We start from the raw sequence: 15,533 nt of genomic DNA on the forward strand, positions 1-15,533 counted from the left end.
CCATGACGCTCACCCCGGACCCGGACCTCTCCGCCGTCGTGGCGGAACAGCCCGACCCCCTGCTCTTCGCGACCGTCTCCGGCGCGCACCTGTACGGCTTCCCGTCCCGCGACTCGGACGTGGACCTCCGCGGGGCGCACCTGCTGCCCGTGGACGCCCTCATAGGCCTCCGCGAGCCGGAGGAGACCCGCAGCCGGATGTGGGACCGGGACGGCGTCGAGATGGACCTCGTCACGCACGACCTGCGGAAGTTCGCCCGGCTGATGCTGCGCCGCAACGGCTACGTCCTGGAGCAGCTCACCTCCCCGCTCGTCGCCCACACCACGCAGACCCACGCGGAACTGGTCTCGCTCGTGCCGGAGCTGCTCACCCGCCACCACGCCCACCACTACCGCGGCTTCGCCGGCACGCAGTGGCGGCTCTTCGAGAGCAGCGGCGAGCTCAAGCCGCTGCTCTACACCTACCGGGCGCTGCTCACCGGCATCCACCTGATGCGCTCGGGCGAGGTGCAGGCCCATCTGCCGACCCTGCTGGGGGAGGTGGCGGAGGCCCCCACCCGGCTGCCCGAGCTCGTCGCGGCGAAGACGGAGGCCGAGCACGGGCGGGCCGAGGTGGATCCCGAGGCCGTACGGGCCGAGACGGAGGCCCTGCACGGGGTCCTGGACGAGGCCCAGGCGGCCTCGGGGCTCCCGGAGTCGGTGCGCGTCCACGACGCGCTGCACGACCTCGTCGTACGGGCCCGGCTAGAGCACGCCGAGCGCTGAGGCGCGGCGGGCGCGGATCAGGAAGTCCTGGATGCGGGGCTCGTCCGGGGCGGCGGCGAGAGGGGTCGTGTCGTGGGCCCGGTCGGCCTCCTCCTGGAGGCGGTTCATCCAGGCCTCGACCTCCGGCCAGGACACCTCGCCGCGCTTGACCGCGAGGAGGCGGTCGCGGTCCTCGCCGACGTCGATGCGGAGCTCGCCCGTGCGCAGCAGGTCGCGGCAGCTGGTCAGGAGCCGCAGCAGGTGCATGGCGTGCTTCCAGCGCGGCCGGCCGTACTGGCGGACGTCCGCGTCGAGCTTGCGGCGCTGGCCGACGGCGTACCGGACGAAGGTCTGGTGGGCCCGGCGGGACAGGAACGCCCCGCGCAGGTCGAGGAGCTCACGGCCCCAGTCGTCGACGTGCTCGACCACGGGGGAGTGGAGGCACTCCAGGACGTTCGGGTTGTTGCGCAGGGCGAGTTCGCAGAAGCGCTCCAGCTCCCAGCTGAACTGGTCCTCGCCCGGCCCCTCCACATGCGCCGGGGGCTTGTCGAAGTGCCAGAAGAGGGGCGTCGGGGCGAGGTACACGCCCCGCACGTCCGTGTCGCTGTCCTCGGTTGCCAGACCGAAGGCACGCGAGCCCATCACGCAGGTATAGATCGTGTGCTCGCGCACCAGCTCGTCCGGAGTCATGCCGGGCAGATTACGCCAGGGTGATCGTTTCTCCCGAGACGATGATCTGCTCGGCCGGCAGCGGCCGGGGAGCCGGCCCCGCCGCCACCGAGCCGTCCGCGACGCGGTACTTGGAGCCGTGGCAGGGACAGTCGATCGTGCCGTCCGCGACCTTGTTCACCGTGCAGCCCTGATGCGTGCAGATCGCGGAGAACGCCTTGAACTCGCCCGCCGAGGGCTGGGTCACGACCACCTTCTCCTTCGCGAAGACCATGCCGCCGCCGACCGGGATCTGGGAGGTCCTGGCCAGCGGGGCCCCGCCGCTCGGAGCGGCCGAGGCGGTCGGGGACGCTTCGGTGGCGGCCGGCGCGCTCGTGCTCGTACCGCCGTCGCCCCCGTCGTTCGAGCCGCAGCCCGTCGTCATCGTCAGAGCCGCCGTGGCGAACAGGACGGTACGGCGTGCGGTGGGGCGTGAGGTCATGCCGCCAGCTTGGCCGCGCACCCCGCCCCGGGGCCCGCAACACGCCCGCGTCCCCCGCCCGGCTCCCCCGCACGGCCGTCCGGGCCGCCGCGTACCACCGGTGGCGGAGCACCCCGGTTCGGGTGACATTGGGCCTGTTCCGTACCGGACGAAAGGCAGGACCATGGCGGGCAACGACCTCGGCAGCCTCCTCGGGGGTCTCCTCGGAGGGGCCGGCGGACAGAACGGCGGCGCCGGGAACATCCTCGGCTCCCTGATCGGGGCCCTTGCGGGAGGCAAGGGCGGCGGGGGAGCGGGCGGCTCGAACCCGCTCGGTGGCCTTCTCGACGTGCTGACCGGGTCCGGCCTCACCGACCAGACCCGGTCCTGGGTCGGCACCGGCGAGAACCAGGCCGTCAGCGGCGCCCAGATCGCCGAGGCACTCCCCGACGACACCCTCCAGAAGGTCGCGGCGGACGCCGGCGTCAGCCCGCAGGAGGCCGCCGACGAGATCGCCCGCTCCCTGCCGCAGGCCGTCGACAAGCTGACCCCGGACGGCTCGCTGCCCGAGGGAGCCTCCCTGGAGGAGATCATCCGCCGGCAGCGGCTCTGACCACGACCGTCCCCCGCCCGCCGCCCCGTTCGTCTCGGAGGGCGGGCGGCGCGGCGCGGCGGCCCCGCCGCTGACTAGGCTGAACGGAGCACTGACGCAGGCGAAGGAGCACGACGTGGCGGTACGAGCGGTCCGAGGCGCCGTCCAGCTGGAGCGGGACGAGGCCGGACACATGCGCGAGCAGGTCGAGGAACTGCTCACCGCCGTCCTCGAGCGCAACGGCCTCACCGCCGACGACCTCATCAGCATCTGGTTCACCGCCACGCCCGATCTGCACAGCGACTTCCCCGCCGCCGCGGCCCGGCACATCGGGATCGGCATGGCTGACGTACCCCTGCTCTGCGCACAGGAACTCGACATCGAGGGTGCGATGCCGAGGGTCGTCCGGCTCCTCGCCCACGTCGAGACCGAACTGCCCAAGTCCCGGATCGCGCACGTCTACCTCGGTGCCGCGGCCGCCCTGCGCAAGGACATCGCCCAGTGAGAACAGCGCTCGTCATCGGTACCGGCCTGATCGGCACCTCCGCCGCCATCGCCCTCGCGGGCCGGGGCGTCACGGTCCACCTGCGCGACCACGACCCGGCACGCGCCAGCACGGCCGCCGCGCTCGGCGCGGGCACCGACGAGGCGCCCGAAGGCCCCGTGGACCTCGCCATCGTCGCCGTACCCCCCGCCCACGTGGCCGCCACCCTCGCCGAGGCCATGACGGCCGGCCTGGCCCGCGGCTACCTCGACGTGGCGAGCGTCAAGGGCGGACCGAAGCGGGAGCTGGAGGCGCTGGGCCTCGACCTCACCGCGTACATCGGCACCCACCCCATGTCCGGCAAGGAACGCTCGGGCCCGCTCGCCGCCACCGCCGACCTCTTCGAAGGCCGGCCCTGGGTCCTCACCCCCACCCGGGACACCGACACCGAGGTCCTCAACCTCGCCCTGGAACTCGTCGCCCTCTGCCGGGCCGTCCCCGTCGTCATGGACGCCGACGCCCACGACCGGGCCGTCGCCCTCGTCTCCCACACCCCGCAGCTGGTGTCCTCCATGGTCGCCGCGCGCCTGGAGGAGGCCGACGAGTCCGCCGTACGCCTCTGCGGGCAGGGCATCCGCGACGTCACCCGCATCGCCGCCTCCGACCCGCGCATGTGGGTCGAGATCCTCTCCGCCAACCCCGGGCCCGTCGCCGACGTCCTCTCCGGCGTCGCCGCCGACCTCGACGAGACCGTCCGCGCCCTGCGGTCCCTGCAGTCCGCCGACGAGGACAAGCGGCGGGACGGCGCCTCCGGCGTCGAGGACGTCCTGCGCCGCGGCAACGCCGGGCGCGCCCGCGTCCCCGGCAAGCACGGTGCCGCCCCGACCGTCTACGAGACCGTCGCCGTCCTCATCAGCGACCAGCCGGGCGAGCTCGCCCGCATCTTCGCCGACGCGGGGCGCGCGGGCGTCAACATCGAGGACGTCCGCATCGAGCACGCGACCGGGCAGCAGGCGGGTCTGGTGCAGCTGATGGTCGAACCCTCGGCGGCGGCGGTGCTGGGGGCGGCGCTCCAGGAACGCGGCTGGGCCCTCCGCACGACCTGAGCGGCCCGGTACCCGCCCCCGTCGTGGGCGATCGTTCCGCCGGGACGGGGCCCACCCCCGCCCACCCCGTTGTGGGCAATCGTTCCGCTGGGGCGGAACGGGTGGGCACAACGGACGGCGCCCTTGCCGGCGCCCGAGGCTCCCGCGCCCTGACCCGCACCGACCGGTACGGCGCCCTCGTGGTGCGGGTCAAGGCGCGGAACGCGGAGGCGCCGCTGAAGGCGCCGTCCCGTGTGCCCACCCTCCCCCAAGCTCTCGGCTTCGCTCGAGCAGGGGGGACCCCCTCGCCCCAGCGGGACGATTGCCCACACGGCGGGTGGGCGGGGGCATCGCCCCGCCGGCGCGGCCCGCACGGCGGGTGGGCACCGCCCCACCGCGCGCGGCCCGCGCGGAGGTGGGCGGGGACGGGCCCGTGCGGGCCGGGGTCGGTGGGGGCCCGGGACTCGGTAACCTTGTGGGGGTCCCCCGCAAACCGCCGGGCCCTACCGCTCACCCCAGGAAGGTGTTCCCACCGTGGAATCCGTGATCGTCGCCATCGACGGGCCCTCCGGCACGGGCAAGTCCAGCACCTCGAAGGCGGTCGCCGCCAAGCTGGGGCTGAGCTACCTCGACACCGGTGCCCAGTACCGGGCGATCACCTGGTGGATGATCAGCAACGGCGTCGACGTCACCGACGCCGAGGCCGTCGCCAACGCCGCCTCCAAGCCGGTCATCGTCTCCGGCACGGACCCGGCCCGGCCCACCATCACCGTGGACGGCGCCGACGCGTCGGGCCCGATCCGGACCGAGGAGGTCACCTCCAAGGTCAGCGCCGTCAGCGCCGTCCCCGAGGTGCGGAGCCTGATCACGGAGCTCCAGCGGTCCATCGCCCGCGGCGCCGAGATCGGCATCGTCGTCGAGGGCCGGGACATCGGCACCACCGTCCTGCCCGACGCCGACCTGAAGATCTTCCTCACGGCCTCGCCCGAGGCCCGTGCCGCCCGCCGCTCCGGCGAGCTCAAGGGCGTCGACGTGCACGCGACGAAGGAGGCCCTGATCAAGCGGGACGCGGCCGACTCCAGCCGTAAGACCTCCCCGCTCGCCAAGGCCGACGACGCCGTCGAGGTCGACACCACCGACCTCACCCTGGACCAGGTCATCGAGTGCGTCGTCACCCTGGTGGACGAGAAGCGGGCGGCCGTCAAGTGACCCTGCCCTCCGAGAAGGGCGCCGCCGTCGGCCGTCGCATCGGCATCGGGCTGATGTACGGCTTCTGGAAGCCGCGCGTCCTCGGCGCCTGGCGGGTACCGTCCTCCGGCCCCGTCATACTCGCCGTCAACCACGCGCACAACATCGACGGTCCCATGCTCATGGGCACCGCCCCGCGTCCCGTGCACTTCCTCATCAAGAAGGAGGCGTTCGTCGGACCGCTCGGCAGCTTCCTGGAGGGCATCGGGCAGCTGAAGGTGGACCGGGACTCGACCGACCGCAAGGCGATCGGCAACGCCCTGGGCGTCCTGGAGCAGGGCGGCGTCCTCGGGATCTTCCCCGAGGGCACCCGCGGCGACGGCGACTTCGCCTCGCTGCGCGCGGGCCTGGCGTACTTCGCCGTCCGCAGCGGCGCGCCGATCGTCCCGGTCGCCGTGCTGGGAAGCACCGAGCGCCGCGGACGGTTGGTCAAGGCACTGCCTCCGCTGCGCGGCCGCGTCGACGTCGTCTTCGGCGACGCCTTCGAGGCGGGCGACGGCTCCGGCCGCCGCACCCGCAAGGCGCTCGACGAGGCCACCGTACGGATCCAGGGGAAGCTCACCGCCCACCTGGAAAACGCCAGGCGCCTCACCGGGCGCTGAGCGACACTCTCAGTAGTGGCCCCCACGGCTCCGGCCGTCCGGGACCACCGACCACGAATGATCAAGGAACGGACTTCATGAACGACCAGCACGACCACGGGGCACTTGGCGACGCCGAGTACGCGGAGTTCATGGAGCTCGCCGCGGAAGAGGGCTTCGACGTCGAGGACGTCGAGGGCGCGATCGAGGAGGCCGGTCACGGCCCGCTCCCCGTTCTCGCCGTCGTCGGCCGCCCGAACGTCGGCAAGTCGACCCTGGTGAACCGCATCATCGGCCGCCGCGAGGCCGTCGTCGAGGACAAGCCGGGCGTCACCCGCGACCGCGTCACGTACGAGGCCGAGTGGGCCGGCCGCCGCTTCAAGGTCGTCGACACCGGGGGCTGGGAGCAGGACGTCCTCGGCATCGACGCCTCCGTCGCCGCCCAGGCCGAGTACGCCATCGAGGCCGCCGACGCCTGCCTCTTCGTCGTGGACGCCACCGTCGGCGCCACCGACACCGACGAGGCCGTCGTCAAGCTGCTCCGCCGCGCCGGGAAGCCGGTCGTCCTCGCCGCGAACAAGGTCGACGGCCAGTCCGGCGAGGCCGACGCGGCCATGCTCTGGTCCCTGGGCCTCGGCGAGCCGTTCCCCGTCTCCTCGCTGCACGGCCGCGGCACCGGCGACCTCCTCGACGAGGTCCTGAAGAAGCTGCCCGAGGCCCCCGAGCAGCGCTTCGGCAACGCGGTCGGCGGCCCCCGCCGCATCGCCCTCATCGGCCGCCCGAACGTCGGCAAGTCCTCCCTGCTCAACAAGGTGGCGGGCGAGGACCGCGTCGTCGTCAACGAGCTGGCCGGCACCACCCGCGACCCGGTCGACGAGCTCATCGAGCTCGGCGGCGTGACGTGGAAGTTCGTCGACACCGCCGGCATCCGCAAGAAGGTCCACCTCCAGGAGGGCGCGGACTACTACGCCTCCCTGCGGACCGCGGCCGCCGTCGAGAAGGCGGAGGTGGCCGTCATCCTCATCGACACCACCGACAACATCTCGGTCCAGGACCAGCGCATCATCACGATGGCGGTCGAGTCGGGCCGCGCCATCGTCATCGCCTACAACAAGTGGGACGAGCTCGACGAGGAGCGCCGCTACTACCTCGAGCGCGAGATCGAGACCGAGATGCAGCAGGTCGCCTGGGCGCCCCGGGTGAACGTCTCCGCCAAGACCGGCCGTCACATGGAGAAGCTGGTCCCGGCCATCGAGACCGCGCTCGCCGGCTGGGAGACCCGCGTCCCCACCGGCCGGCTCAACGCCTTCCTGGGCGAGATCGTCGCCGCCCACCCGCACCCGGTCCGCGGCGGCAAGCAGCCCCGCATCCTCTTCGGCACGCAGGCCGGCACCAAGCCGCCCCGCTTCGTGCTCTTCGCCTCCGGCTTCCTGGAGGCCGGCTACCGCCGCTTCATCGAGCGCCGGCTGCGCGAGGAGTTCGGCTTCGAGGGCACCCCGATCCACATCTCGGTCCGGGTGCGCGAGAAGCGCGGCCGCAAGAAGTAACACCCACGCGCCCGCGGGGTGACACACGGCCGAGGGCCGGGGCGATGCGCCCCGGCCCTCGGCCGTTCGTCGTGCGTACCTGCTTCCGTACTCCCGTACTAGAGACCTCTGCGGGGTCCCGGTGGCAGCGCCGCCTGGGGGTGGGGGTGCTGCTGTCCCGACCACGCCGTCGGATACCCGCTCGCGTGCCGGTGCCCGTGCACGCCCGTGCTCAGGACCGTGCCGAAGGCCCGGAAGCTCAGCTCCTCCTCGCCGCTGCGGTCGCCCGGCAGCGTACGGAACGACCTGCGGTACTCCGAGTACAGGGCGTCGTAGATCGGCGTCGGCGAAGGGCCTGCCGTGACGTCCCGCGCGGGACGCATCGCGGGGATCTGGCTCGGATACGGCTGGGGGAAGGGGTCGTATGGGTGCACATAGGTGCCAACGACACCGACGTCCGTCGGATGCGGGCGGCTCTCCGAAAGGGGAGCGCTCCGGGGACGCGGCACGGTCGGCACACCCGGCCCCGCCCCCGGCGCGTCCGGTCCCGCCCCCGGGAGCGGACGCGCCCGCCGTAAGCCCGGCCGGCCGTCTTCCATCAGGTGCCGGCCAGCGGCATGGCGGCGGCCACCAGACGGCCGTTCGCGGCGGCCTTCTCCAGGGCGTCGCGCAGCAGGTCCTCGCGCGGCTGCTGGCCGATCGAGCCCACCGGCGCGGCGAAGACCAGGACCGTGTGCGACTTGTTGGCCGCCGCGCGCCAGCCCTCGGTGACCTGGAGCGGCTGGTGCGCCTGCCACCAGGCGGCCTGACCCGCGCCGCCCGGCCCCGGCTGGAGCACGGAGTGCAGCTGGCCCATGGCGACCAGGACCGACCAGCCCGGCAGCATCGCCGGCTTCTCGCCCAGGTCCATGACCGGCTGGAAGCCCTGCTCGGCCAGGAGCGAGAGGAACTCGTCGGTGAGGCCGTCCGAACCGGGACGGGCCACCGGGGCGGTCGGCTCCACCACGAGCGCCGGGTGCAGCTCGCCCTCGATCAGGACGAGACCGCTGGTGACCCCGAGCACGGCCTGCTCGGGGTGGGAGGCGGAGAGCGCTTCGGCGGCGTCGGAGGCCGTGATGGAGGCGACGGCGCCCTGGAGCTGCTCCTCGGCGACCCGGACGACCTGCGACGGGATGCAGCTGGCGTGGGCGAACGCGAGGACCGCGGTCTCCTCGCCGACGAACAGCACCGTGCTGGTGCGCTCCTGGTCGGAGTCTCCCGGCGTGCGGCAGGAGGTGCAGTCGTAACTGCCCGGGGCGTTGTCGCCGGCCAGCAGCCGGTCCGCTTCTTCGTCGCCGATCTCGGCGCGTACGTCCTCGCTGACGTCGAGCATGCGCGGCACGGGGGGCTCCCTGGACTCGGTACGGGGGGACGCCGGGCCGTTCCCGGGCGTCTCATGCCGAGTTCAACGGGTCAGCCTCGGCCGGGGTCACGCGCGGAAGCGAGGCAAGTTGCCGGTGGCGCGTGCGTCCCGGGCCGTCCGGGGGCGTCCGTGCTCGTCCGGGGCGGTGACTCCGACCGGGTGGGGTGTGAACAGTGTTCCGCGCGGCACGGGCCGGGGGCGGCGGGGGCTGCCTAGCCTTCCCCGATGTCGAAGATCCGATTTTGGACGGCGGGTTCCCTCGTGGCGGCGTCCGCGGTCGCGCTCCTGTCCCTGGCTCCGGCGCCCGCCCAGGCCCGGGACACGCCCGCGGGGCCCGTCCCGGACCTGGTCGCGGGGGCGCGGGACGTGCCCGGGGCCGTCGAGGACCTGATCGCCGGGGCGCGGGACCTGCCGGGGGCCGTCGAGGGCGTGGCCACCGGGGTGCGGGACCTGCCGGACGGCCTGCGGGAGGCCTCCGCCGCGCTCCTGGGCGTGTCGGACGCGCTCCGGGAGGCCGCCTCCGTGCCCTCGTACGCCTGCGCGCGGGACCAGTGGCCGTGGGGCTGCGTCGCCGAGTGCGAGAGCAGCGGACGCTGGCACGTGAACACCGGCAACGGCTTCTACGGCGGGCTCCAGTTCTGGCACCCCACCTGGGTCGAGCACGGCGGACCGAAGTACGCCCGCCGCGCCGACCTGGCGACCCGGCAGCAGCAGATCACCGTCGCCGAGGACGTGCTGCGCACCCAGGGGTGGGGGGCCTGGCCCGTCTGCTCCCAGCGGTACGGCCTGTCCGGGCGCGTCCACACCGTCCAGGCCGGCGACACGCTCGGCTCGGTCGCCCGCCGCTTCGCGATCAAGGGCGGCTGGCAGGCGCTGTACGCGGCGAACCGGAGCCTGATCGGAGCCGACCCGAACCGGATCGTCGTCGGCACCATGCTGCGGATCGACCCGCTCTGAGGCCCGGCGGCCTCAGCGGTACTCGGCCGGCTCCCCGCTCGACGCGCGGGAGCCGCGCCGCAGTTCGTGCACGAGCGAACCGCGCGGCAGCCCCTCCGGTACGCGCTGCTCGGCCAGGACCACGGCCGTCCCGCGCTCCACGGCGAGCTCCCCGAGCATCCGGTACGTACGGGCCGCGACCGGCGGGGCCATGCCGAGCGACGGCTCGTCGACCAGCACCACGCGCGCGCGTGCGAGGAGCGCGCGGGAGAGCGCCAGCATCCGGCGCTCCCCGCCGGACAGCGTCCCGGCCGTCCGGGACAGGAGGGGGACCAGCTCCGGGTACGGGGCGGTGGCGTCGGGCGCGTCGGCCCCGGGCGCGGCGAGCGCGAGGTTCTCGGCGACGGTGAGGCCCGCGTACACCGCCCGTAGATCCGGTACGAAGCACAGCCCGCGGCGCGCCCGTTCGTGCGCCGGGAGGCGGGTCACGTCGGCCCCGCGCCACTCCACCCGGCCCGCCGCCAGCCCCACCGTGCCGGCCAGGGCGCGCAGGGCGGTCGTCCGGCCCGCGCCGTTGCGGCCCAGGAGAACCGTCACCGTCCCGGCCGGCACGGGCAGGTCGAGACCGTGCAGGGCCTCCAGGGGGCCGTAGCGGACCCGGGCGGCGCGCAGGGCGATCTCGACGCTCACGACAGGATCCGGCCCCCCTCCATGGTGTGCACCGTGTGCGCGATCCCGGCGACCAGGTCCGGATCGTGCTCCACGACGAGGACGGTCAGCCCGTCCGCCGCGAGCGCGGCCAGGATCCGGGCGAGCGCGGCGGTCTCGGCGGCGTCGAGCCCGGCGGCCGGCTCGTCGAGGAGGAGCGTGTGCGGCCGCCTGGCCAGTGCGCGGGCCACCTCGACCCGGCGCAGCGTTCCGGTGGGCAGGTCCGCCGCCGCCCGGTGCCGTACGGGCCCGGCCAGCCCGAGCAGCCGCAGGCTCCGCTCCACGGCGGCCGGATCCCCGCGCCCCTCGCCCTGCTCCTGGCCCAGGCGGACGTTCTCCTCGACGGTGAGCGACGGGAACACGGCGAGCCGCTGGAAGGTCCGGGCGATGCCGAGACGGGCCCGGGCGTGGGCGGACCGGGCGGTGATGTCGGTGCCGTCGAGCGTGATCCGGCCCTGGCCCCGGCGGGGGCGGAGGGTCCCGGCGAGGCAGTCGAACAGGGTGCTCTTGCCCGCGCCGTTGGGACCGACGAGGGCGGTGACGCGGGCGGGGGAGAGGACGAGGGTGACGTGGGAGAGGGCGGTGACGCCTCCGGGGTAGGTGAGGGTGAGGTCGTGTGCGCGGAGTCCCGTGCGGGGTGCGGGACCGGGCGGGGGGTGGTGCGGGCGCGTCGTCCGGTGCGGGGCGGGTCCCGTCGGGCGGGGACGGGCTTCGTCGGCGGCCGGCGGGCCGTGGGGGTGCGTCCGGGCTTCGGCCGGATGGGGGTTCCCACCCGCGCCCTCCGTGCGGGTCGTCGGCAGAGGCGCGGGTCTTCCCGTGGGGGGTCGCGCGCCGTCGGCGGTCGGCGGCCCGTGGGGGCGGCGTGTCCGGCCTTCGGCCGGCCCGGCGGCCGCCCGGGCGTGGGCGCGCACCCGGCCTTCGGCCGGGCCGGTGCCGTGGGCCTCGGTCGGAGTGGCGCCGGGGGGCCCGCTCGGGCCGGTGCCGGGAGGGCCGCTCGGGGCCGCGGTGGTCGGCGGGCCGTGGGGCTCGGGCCGTTCGCGGTGCGGGAGCAGCGTCAGCAGGGGTGGGAGGCGGCCCGTCAGTGTTGCCAGGAGGCCTATCAGGGCTGCCGCCGTGCCTGCCTGGGGGCCCGCGTCGAGGGTCGTCAGGAGGGCCGCCGCGACCGGCGGGGTGAGGAGGCTGTCGGCGCCCAGGACCAGGACGGCGGCGAACCAGAGCAGGCCGCGCACCGGGTCGTACTGCTCGGGGTCGAAGGCGCGCAGCCCCATGCCGAGGAGCCCGCCGCCGAGGGCCGCCAGGGCCGCCCCCACGACGAAGGCGAGGAGCTTGAGGCGGGGCACCGGGACGCCCGCCGCCTCGGCGCCCGGCTCGTGGTCCCGCAGGGCGGCGAGCGCGCGACCCGTGCGGCCCCGGCGGAGGGCCGCCACCAGGGCGAGGCAGCCGGCCAGGACGACGAGCTCCAGGGCGTAGAAGGCGCGGTCGTCGGAGAAGCCCGCCGGGCGGCCGAGGGACAGGCCGGCCGTCGCGTACGGCTGGGTGAGGACGAAGCGGCTCACCGCCACCCCCACGGCCAGCGTCGCCAGGGCGAGGGCCAGACCGTGCCGCCGGATCGCCGGCCGGCCCGTCACCAGGCCCGCCACCGCCACCATCGGCACGGCGAGTCCGAGGGCCGGGAGCGCGGGCACTCCGGCGGCCGCGAGCAGCGCCGTGAAGAGGGCGCCCAGGCCCGCGTACGCCGCCTGGCCCAGGGCGATCTGGCCGCCGCGGCCCGCCACGACGACCAGCGACAGGAGGATCACGGCGAGCGCGGGGACCTGGACCGCCGTGTGCAGGTCGGAGCCCGCGAGACCGAGCGGGAGGAGGAACAGGACGCCGACCACCAGCCACAGGGCCGTGGGCACGCGGGCGGGCCGTGCCGGCGGCGGCAGGGCGTCCTCGCCCTTGCCGCCGATGCCCGGCAGGACGAGCGCCGCCACCAGGAGCGCCACCACGAACAGGTTCGCCCCGACGGCCTGGAGGAGGGGTTCCGCCCAGCCCTCCGGGTGCAGCCGGGTCAGCTGCGCCTGGGCGACGCCGATGGCGAGCGCGGCCGCCACGGCCACCGGCAGCGACCGCATCCGGGCGATCACCGCGACCGCGATCACCTCGACGACGAGCAGCGGCATCCCGTACGGGTCGAGCCGTACGTACGGGGCGAGCAGCACGCCCGTGAGCCCGGCCGTGAACGAGCCGAACGCCCAGCCCGCCGCCGCCACCCGGTCCGCGTCGATGCCCGCCAGGACGGCGAGCGGACGGTTGTCCACGACCGCCCGCAGCTCCCGGCCGAACCGCGTCCACCGCGTCACCGCCCCCACCAGACAGGCCAGCGCGACCACCGCCGCGAGCTGCGCCCACGGATCGTCGCCGAGCAGCACGGGCGCGTCGTCCCGGGCCCCCGGGCCCCACAGCAGCACCGCCCCGCCCACCAGCAGGACGAAGACGCCGATCGTCGCCACCAGGGTCTGGGCCGGATGGGAGCCGAGCAGCGCCAGGGGACGGAAGACGCCCCGGTCGAGGGCCAGGCCGAGGGCGGGGGCGAAGAGGAGGAGCGTGACCAGGGCGCCCAGGGGCAGCGGCCAGCCCCAGCCGACCACCAGCTGGCGGAGCACGTACGCGCAGACCATGGCGACGGCCCCGTGCGCGAGGTTCAGCACGCCCGTCGCCCGGTGGGTGACGACCAGGCCGATGCCGGTGAGCGCGGCGGCGCTGCCGACCGCGAGGCCGGCGAGCGTCAGCTCGTACGTCAGGGAGGCCACGGCTCACACACCGGGCAGGGGGCGAGCTCCGCGTCCCCCACCTCCACGGCCTCCGCCTTGCCCGCCACCAGCGGGCAGTCCGGACGATGCGCGAGGGTCCCCCCGGGGACCCGCAGGAGGGGGCCGTCCGAGGACGGCGGAGGAGGCTCCTGCGGGCCGGGGGGACGCGGCCGAGGAGGACGTACGGGAAGCAGCGCCGCCGCACCGACGAGGACCGCGCCCGCCACGAGGAGCGCGGCCCCCGGCACCGTGCACGAGGCCAGATAGGGCAGCTGGCGCTCCGCGAAGCGCTCGCCGGAGATCCCGTACCAGCCGAGCGCGCAGAGCACCGCGCCCCCGGCGGCCGCCGCGAGACCGCTCCAGAGCAGGATCCGGGATGTCGGCACGGGGCCTCCCTCGTCTCTTCCTTGCACTATGCCCCGATTCGTCCCACCCTGGAAACGCCAGCCGCTCCGGACTGGCGGGACACCCGGTGGTGAGCCAGATGGTTGTCGTACGACGCGATGCACGCTCCCGTCTCGCGGTCCTCGGGGCCGTCGCCGTCCTGGCCCTGGCGCCCGCCCTCACGAGCTGCTCGGACGACGGCGGGTCGAAGAGCGGCAACACCGCCTCGTCCACCCCGCCGCCCGCCAAGACGGCCCTGCCGCCGGCGGGCGACCAGCCCACCGACCCGGCCGCCGCCAGGGCCGAGGTCACCAAGAACTGGACGGCGTTCTTCGACCCGAAGACGCCCCTCGCCCAGAAGGTGAAGCTCCTGGAGGACGGGGAGCGGATGCGGCCGGTGCTCGCCGCCTTCGCCGGCGACAAGAACGCGGCCATGACCTCCGCGAAGGTCACCGACGTCGAGTTCACCTCGGCCGCCGGCGCGAACGTCACCTACGACCTGCTGGTCGGCGGGAACCCGGCACTGCCCGGCTCCCGGGGCACCTCCATCCTCCAGAACGACACCTGGAAGGTCTCCGTGAAGACCCTGTGCGGCCTGGTCGAGCTGAGCGGTGTCACCGTCCAGGGCTGCTGAGGCGGTCGCGGCGCTGCTCCTGGCCGTCCTGCTCGCCCTCCTCACGGCCTGCGGCAGCCGGCTCCCGGAGCGCGTCTTCGAGACGCGGCCCACCGCCCACCCCTCCGGCGGTGAGCCGCTCCGCGTCGGGATCATCACCAGCGCCACCAGCCCCGTCGGCGGGCAGACCCTCACCGGCCCGCGCGACGGGGCCCGCGCCTGGTTCGACGCCCTCAACGCGCGCGGAGGCCTCGACGGGCGCCGCGTCGAGGTCGAGACCTGCGACGACGGCGGCAGCGGCGTCGGCGACAACGCGTGCGTGCACCGGCTGATCGACGAGCGCGGCGTCTTCGCCCTCGTCGCCACCACCGCCCTGAACTACGCGGGCGCGCCCCTCGTCGCCCGGGCCGGCGTCCCCGACATCGGCGGCCAGCCGCTCACTCCCGCCTACGACACCTATCCGCACCTCTACGGCATCTACGGCAGCTCCGCCCCGCGCACCGGCCGCGCACCGGGCTGGGGCGGCACGCTGTACGGCGGGACCGAGGTCTACCACTGGTTCCGGAAGGAACTGGGCGCACGGACCGCCGCCGTCGTCTCCTACAACCAGGCCGCCTCCGCCGCCTACGCCCGCCTGGTCGCACGGGGACTGCGCGCCGAGGGCTACCGCGTCGTCGAGGAACAGGTCGACTTCGCCCTGCCCAACTTCCGCGCGGTCGCCGCCGATCTGCGGGCCGAGCACGCCGACCTCCTCTTCGACGCGATGGACACCCACGGCAACGTGCGCCTGTGCGAGGCGATGGAGACGCTCGGGGTCAAGGTCGCCGCCAAGGTGACCAACGTGCAGAACTGGTCCTCGGCCGTCTCCCACGACTACGCCCGTGCCCCCGGCTGCCGGGCCTCGCTGTGGGTGACGGGCTCCAGCCGGAACTACGAGGACACCGGGCATCCGGCGGTCCGCGCCTTCCGCACGGCCATGGGCGACCGGCCCTTGTCGCAATGGCAGTTGGAAGGCTGGGCGGCGGCGATGTGGTTCACCGACGCGGCCCGCTCCTGCCTCGCCCGGGGCGAGCTCACCCGCGGCTGCGTCGAGGAGTTCATGAACCGTCCGGAACCGTACACCGCGCGCGGACTGCTGCTCCCCGTACGGTTCGAGCACCTGGCCCGGCCGCCCGCCACCCGGAACACCTGTCTGTCCGTGGCCCGTTGGCAGGACGGACGGGGCTGGGTGAGCCAGGGCGACATGACCGAGAACTGCGCGACCGTCCCCCAGCTCGGCTACCGCCCGTGAACGGCGCCCCCGCACC

General features: G+C 74.9%; 17 protein-coding genes. 10 read left to right on the plus strand and 7 right to left on the minus strand.

All coding sequences use genetic code 11. The annotated features are described in order from the left end of the window. Positions 1-2 precede the first annotated feature (2 nt). On the plus strand, positions 3-764 hold the full coding sequence (locus BLW86_RS29350; RefSeq protein WP_093876821.1) for a nucleotidyltransferase domain-containing protein: 762 nt from the start codon (positions 3-5) through the stop codon (positions 762-764). Here the strand turns inward: BLW86_RS29350 and BLW86_RS29355 are convergent. Further along, entirely contained in the window at positions 744-1,433 is a 690-nt protein-coding gene (locus BLW86_RS29355) for a nucleotidyltransferase domain-containing protein (protein ID WP_093876822.1), read from the minus strand. The genes BLW86_RS29350 and BLW86_RS29355 overlap by 21 nt on opposite strands. A gap of 10 nt (positions 1,434-1,443) precedes the next feature. Next, the gene (locus BLW86_RS29360) at positions 1,444-1,893 is read right to left on the minus strand and encodes a Rieske (2Fe-2S) protein (protein ID WP_093876823.1); all 450 of its coding nucleotides are present in this window, start codon (positions 1,891-1,893) and stop codon (positions 1,444-1,446) included. Positions 1,894-2,056: 163 nt separating this feature from the next. Here BLW86_RS29360 and BLW86_RS29365 point away from each other — a divergent pair, with 163 nt between their 5' ends. From BLW86_RS29365 to der, 6 genes are all read left to right on the plus strand, one after another. Then, positions 2,057-2,485 carry a YidB family protein gene (locus BLW86_RS29365; RefSeq protein ID WP_093876824.1) on the plus strand — a complete coding sequence of 143 codons (429 nt, stop codon included), beginning with the start codon at positions 2,057-2,059 and terminating at the stop codon, positions 2,483-2,485. A gap of 115 nt (positions 2,486-2,600) precedes the next feature. After that, positions 2,601-2,969, plus strand: coding sequence for a chorismate mutase (aroH, locus tag BLW86_RS29370; protein ID WP_093876825.1), 369 nt, complete (start codon positions 2,601-2,603; stop codon positions 2,967-2,969). After that, the gene (locus tag BLW86_RS29375) at positions 2,966-4,054 is read left to right on the plus strand and encodes a prephenate dehydrogenase (RefSeq protein ID WP_093876826.1); all 1,089 of its coding nucleotides are present in this window, start codon (positions 2,966-2,968) and stop codon (positions 4,052-4,054) included. Before aroH ends, BLW86_RS29375 begins: the two co-directional genes overlap by 4 nt. A 513-nt stretch (positions 4,055-4,567) precedes the next feature. Continuing rightward, positions 4,568-5,242 carry a (d)CMP kinase gene (gene cmk, locus BLW86_RS29380; RefSeq protein ID WP_093876827.1) on the plus strand — a complete coding sequence of 225 codons (675 nt, stop codon included), beginning with the start codon at positions 4,568-4,570 and terminating at the stop codon, positions 5,240-5,242. Beyond that, on the plus strand, positions 5,239-5,883 hold the full coding sequence (locus BLW86_RS29385; protein WP_030693963.1) for a lysophospholipid acyltransferase family protein: 645 nt from the start codon (positions 5,239-5,241) through the stop codon (positions 5,881-5,883). The genes cmk and BLW86_RS29385 overlap by 4 nt, the downstream gene beginning before the upstream one ends. A 77-nt stretch (positions 5,884-5,960) precedes the next feature. Next, entirely contained in the window at positions 5,961-7,409 is a 1,449-nt protein-coding gene (gene der / locus BLW86_RS29390; protein WP_093876828.1) for a ribosome biogenesis GTPase Der, read from the plus strand. A gap of 98 nt (positions 7,410-7,507) precedes the next feature. Here the strand turns inward: der and BLW86_RS29395 are convergent, their stop codons facing one another. Both BLW86_RS29395 and BLW86_RS29400 read right to left on the minus strand, forming a co-directional pair. Further along, positions 7,508-7,822, minus strand: a complete 315-nt coding sequence (locus BLW86_RS29395; protein ID WP_093876829.1) for a hypothetical protein — start codon at positions 7,820-7,822, stop codon at positions 7,508-7,510. A 164-nt stretch (positions 7,823-7,986) separates the two neighbouring features. Next, a complete protein-coding gene (locus BLW86_RS29400; protein ID WP_093876830.1) occupies positions 7,987-8,769 on the minus strand; it encodes a hypothetical protein in 783 nt (260 codons plus the stop codon). Between the two features lie 513 nt (positions 8,770-9,282). Between BLW86_RS29400 and BLW86_RS29405 the strand changes: the two genes are divergently transcribed. Further along, on the plus strand, positions 9,283-9,747 hold the full coding sequence (locus BLW86_RS29405) for a LysM peptidoglycan-binding domain-containing protein (protein ID WP_371129680.1): 465 nt from the start codon (positions 9,283-9,285) through the stop codon (positions 9,745-9,747). Between the two features lie 12 nt (positions 9,748-9,759). Here BLW86_RS29405 and BLW86_RS29410 read toward each other — a convergent pair whose 3' ends face one another. From BLW86_RS29410 to BLW86_RS29420, 3 genes are read right to left on the minus strand one after another with little or no spacing between them, the layout of a single operon-like run. Beyond that, positions 9,760-10,416, minus strand: coding sequence for an ABC transporter ATP-binding protein (locus tag BLW86_RS29410; protein WP_093876831.1), 657 nt, complete (start codon positions 10,414-10,416; stop codon positions 9,760-9,762). After that, complete coding sequence (locus BLW86_RS29415) at positions 10,413-13,229, minus strand: ABC transporter permease subunit (protein WP_093876832.1); 2,817 nt, start codon at positions 13,227-13,229, stop codon at positions 10,413-10,415. The genes BLW86_RS29410 and BLW86_RS29415 overlap by 4 nt, the downstream gene beginning before the upstream one ends. Beyond that, on the minus strand, positions 13,217-13,615 hold the full coding sequence (locus tag BLW86_RS29420) for a hypothetical protein (RefSeq protein ID WP_093876833.1): 399 nt from the start codon (positions 13,613-13,615) through the stop codon (positions 13,217-13,219). Before BLW86_RS29420 ends, BLW86_RS29415 begins: the two co-directional genes overlap by 13 nt. A 98-nt stretch (positions 13,616-13,713) precedes the next feature. Between BLW86_RS29420 and BLW86_RS29425 the strand changes: the two genes are divergently transcribed. Continuing rightward, a complete protein-coding gene (locus tag BLW86_RS29425) occupies positions 13,714-14,247 on the plus strand; it encodes an MTB12 C-terminal domain-containing protein (RefSeq protein WP_256341464.1) in 534 nt (177 codons plus the stop codon). Beyond that, the gene (locus tag BLW86_RS29430) at positions 14,225-15,517 is read left to right on the plus strand and encodes an ABC transporter substrate-binding protein (RefSeq protein ID WP_093876835.1); all 1,293 of its coding nucleotides are present in this window, start codon (positions 14,225-14,227) and stop codon (positions 15,515-15,517) included. The genes BLW86_RS29425 and BLW86_RS29430 overlap by 23 nt, the downstream gene beginning before the upstream one ends. The last annotated feature ends 16 nt before the right edge of the window (positions 15,518-15,533 follow it).

The sequence above is a fragment of the Streptomyces sp. TLI_105 genome, assembly GCF_900105415.1.
Lineage (GTDB): Bacteria > Actinomycetota > Actinomycetes > Streptomycetales > Streptomycetaceae > Streptomyces.

Coding starts and splice junctions, on each gene's coding strand:
- BLW86_RS29425 (WP_256341464.1), top strand. CDS start 13,714: ATGGTTGTCGTACGACGCGATGCACGCTCCCGTCTCGCGGTCCTCGGG.
- BLW86_RS29365 (WP_093876824.1), top strand. CDS start 2,057: ATGGCGGGCAACGACCTCGGCAGCCTCCTCGGGGGTCTCCTCGGAGGG.
- BLW86_RS29355 (WP_093876822.1), bottom strand. CDS start 1,433: ATGACTCCGGACGAGCTGGTGCGCGAGCACACGATCTATACCTGCGTG.
- BLW86_RS29360 (WP_093876823.1), bottom strand. CDS start 1,893: ATGACCTCACGCCCCACCGCACGCCGTACCGTCCTGTTCGCCACGGCG.
- BLW86_RS29350 (WP_093876821.1), top strand. CDS start 3: ATGACGCTCACCCCGGACCCGGACCTCTCCGCCGTCGTGGCGGAACAG.
- der (WP_093876828.1), top strand. CDS start 5,961: ATGAACGACCAGCACGACCACGGGGCACTTGGCGACGCCGAGTACGCG.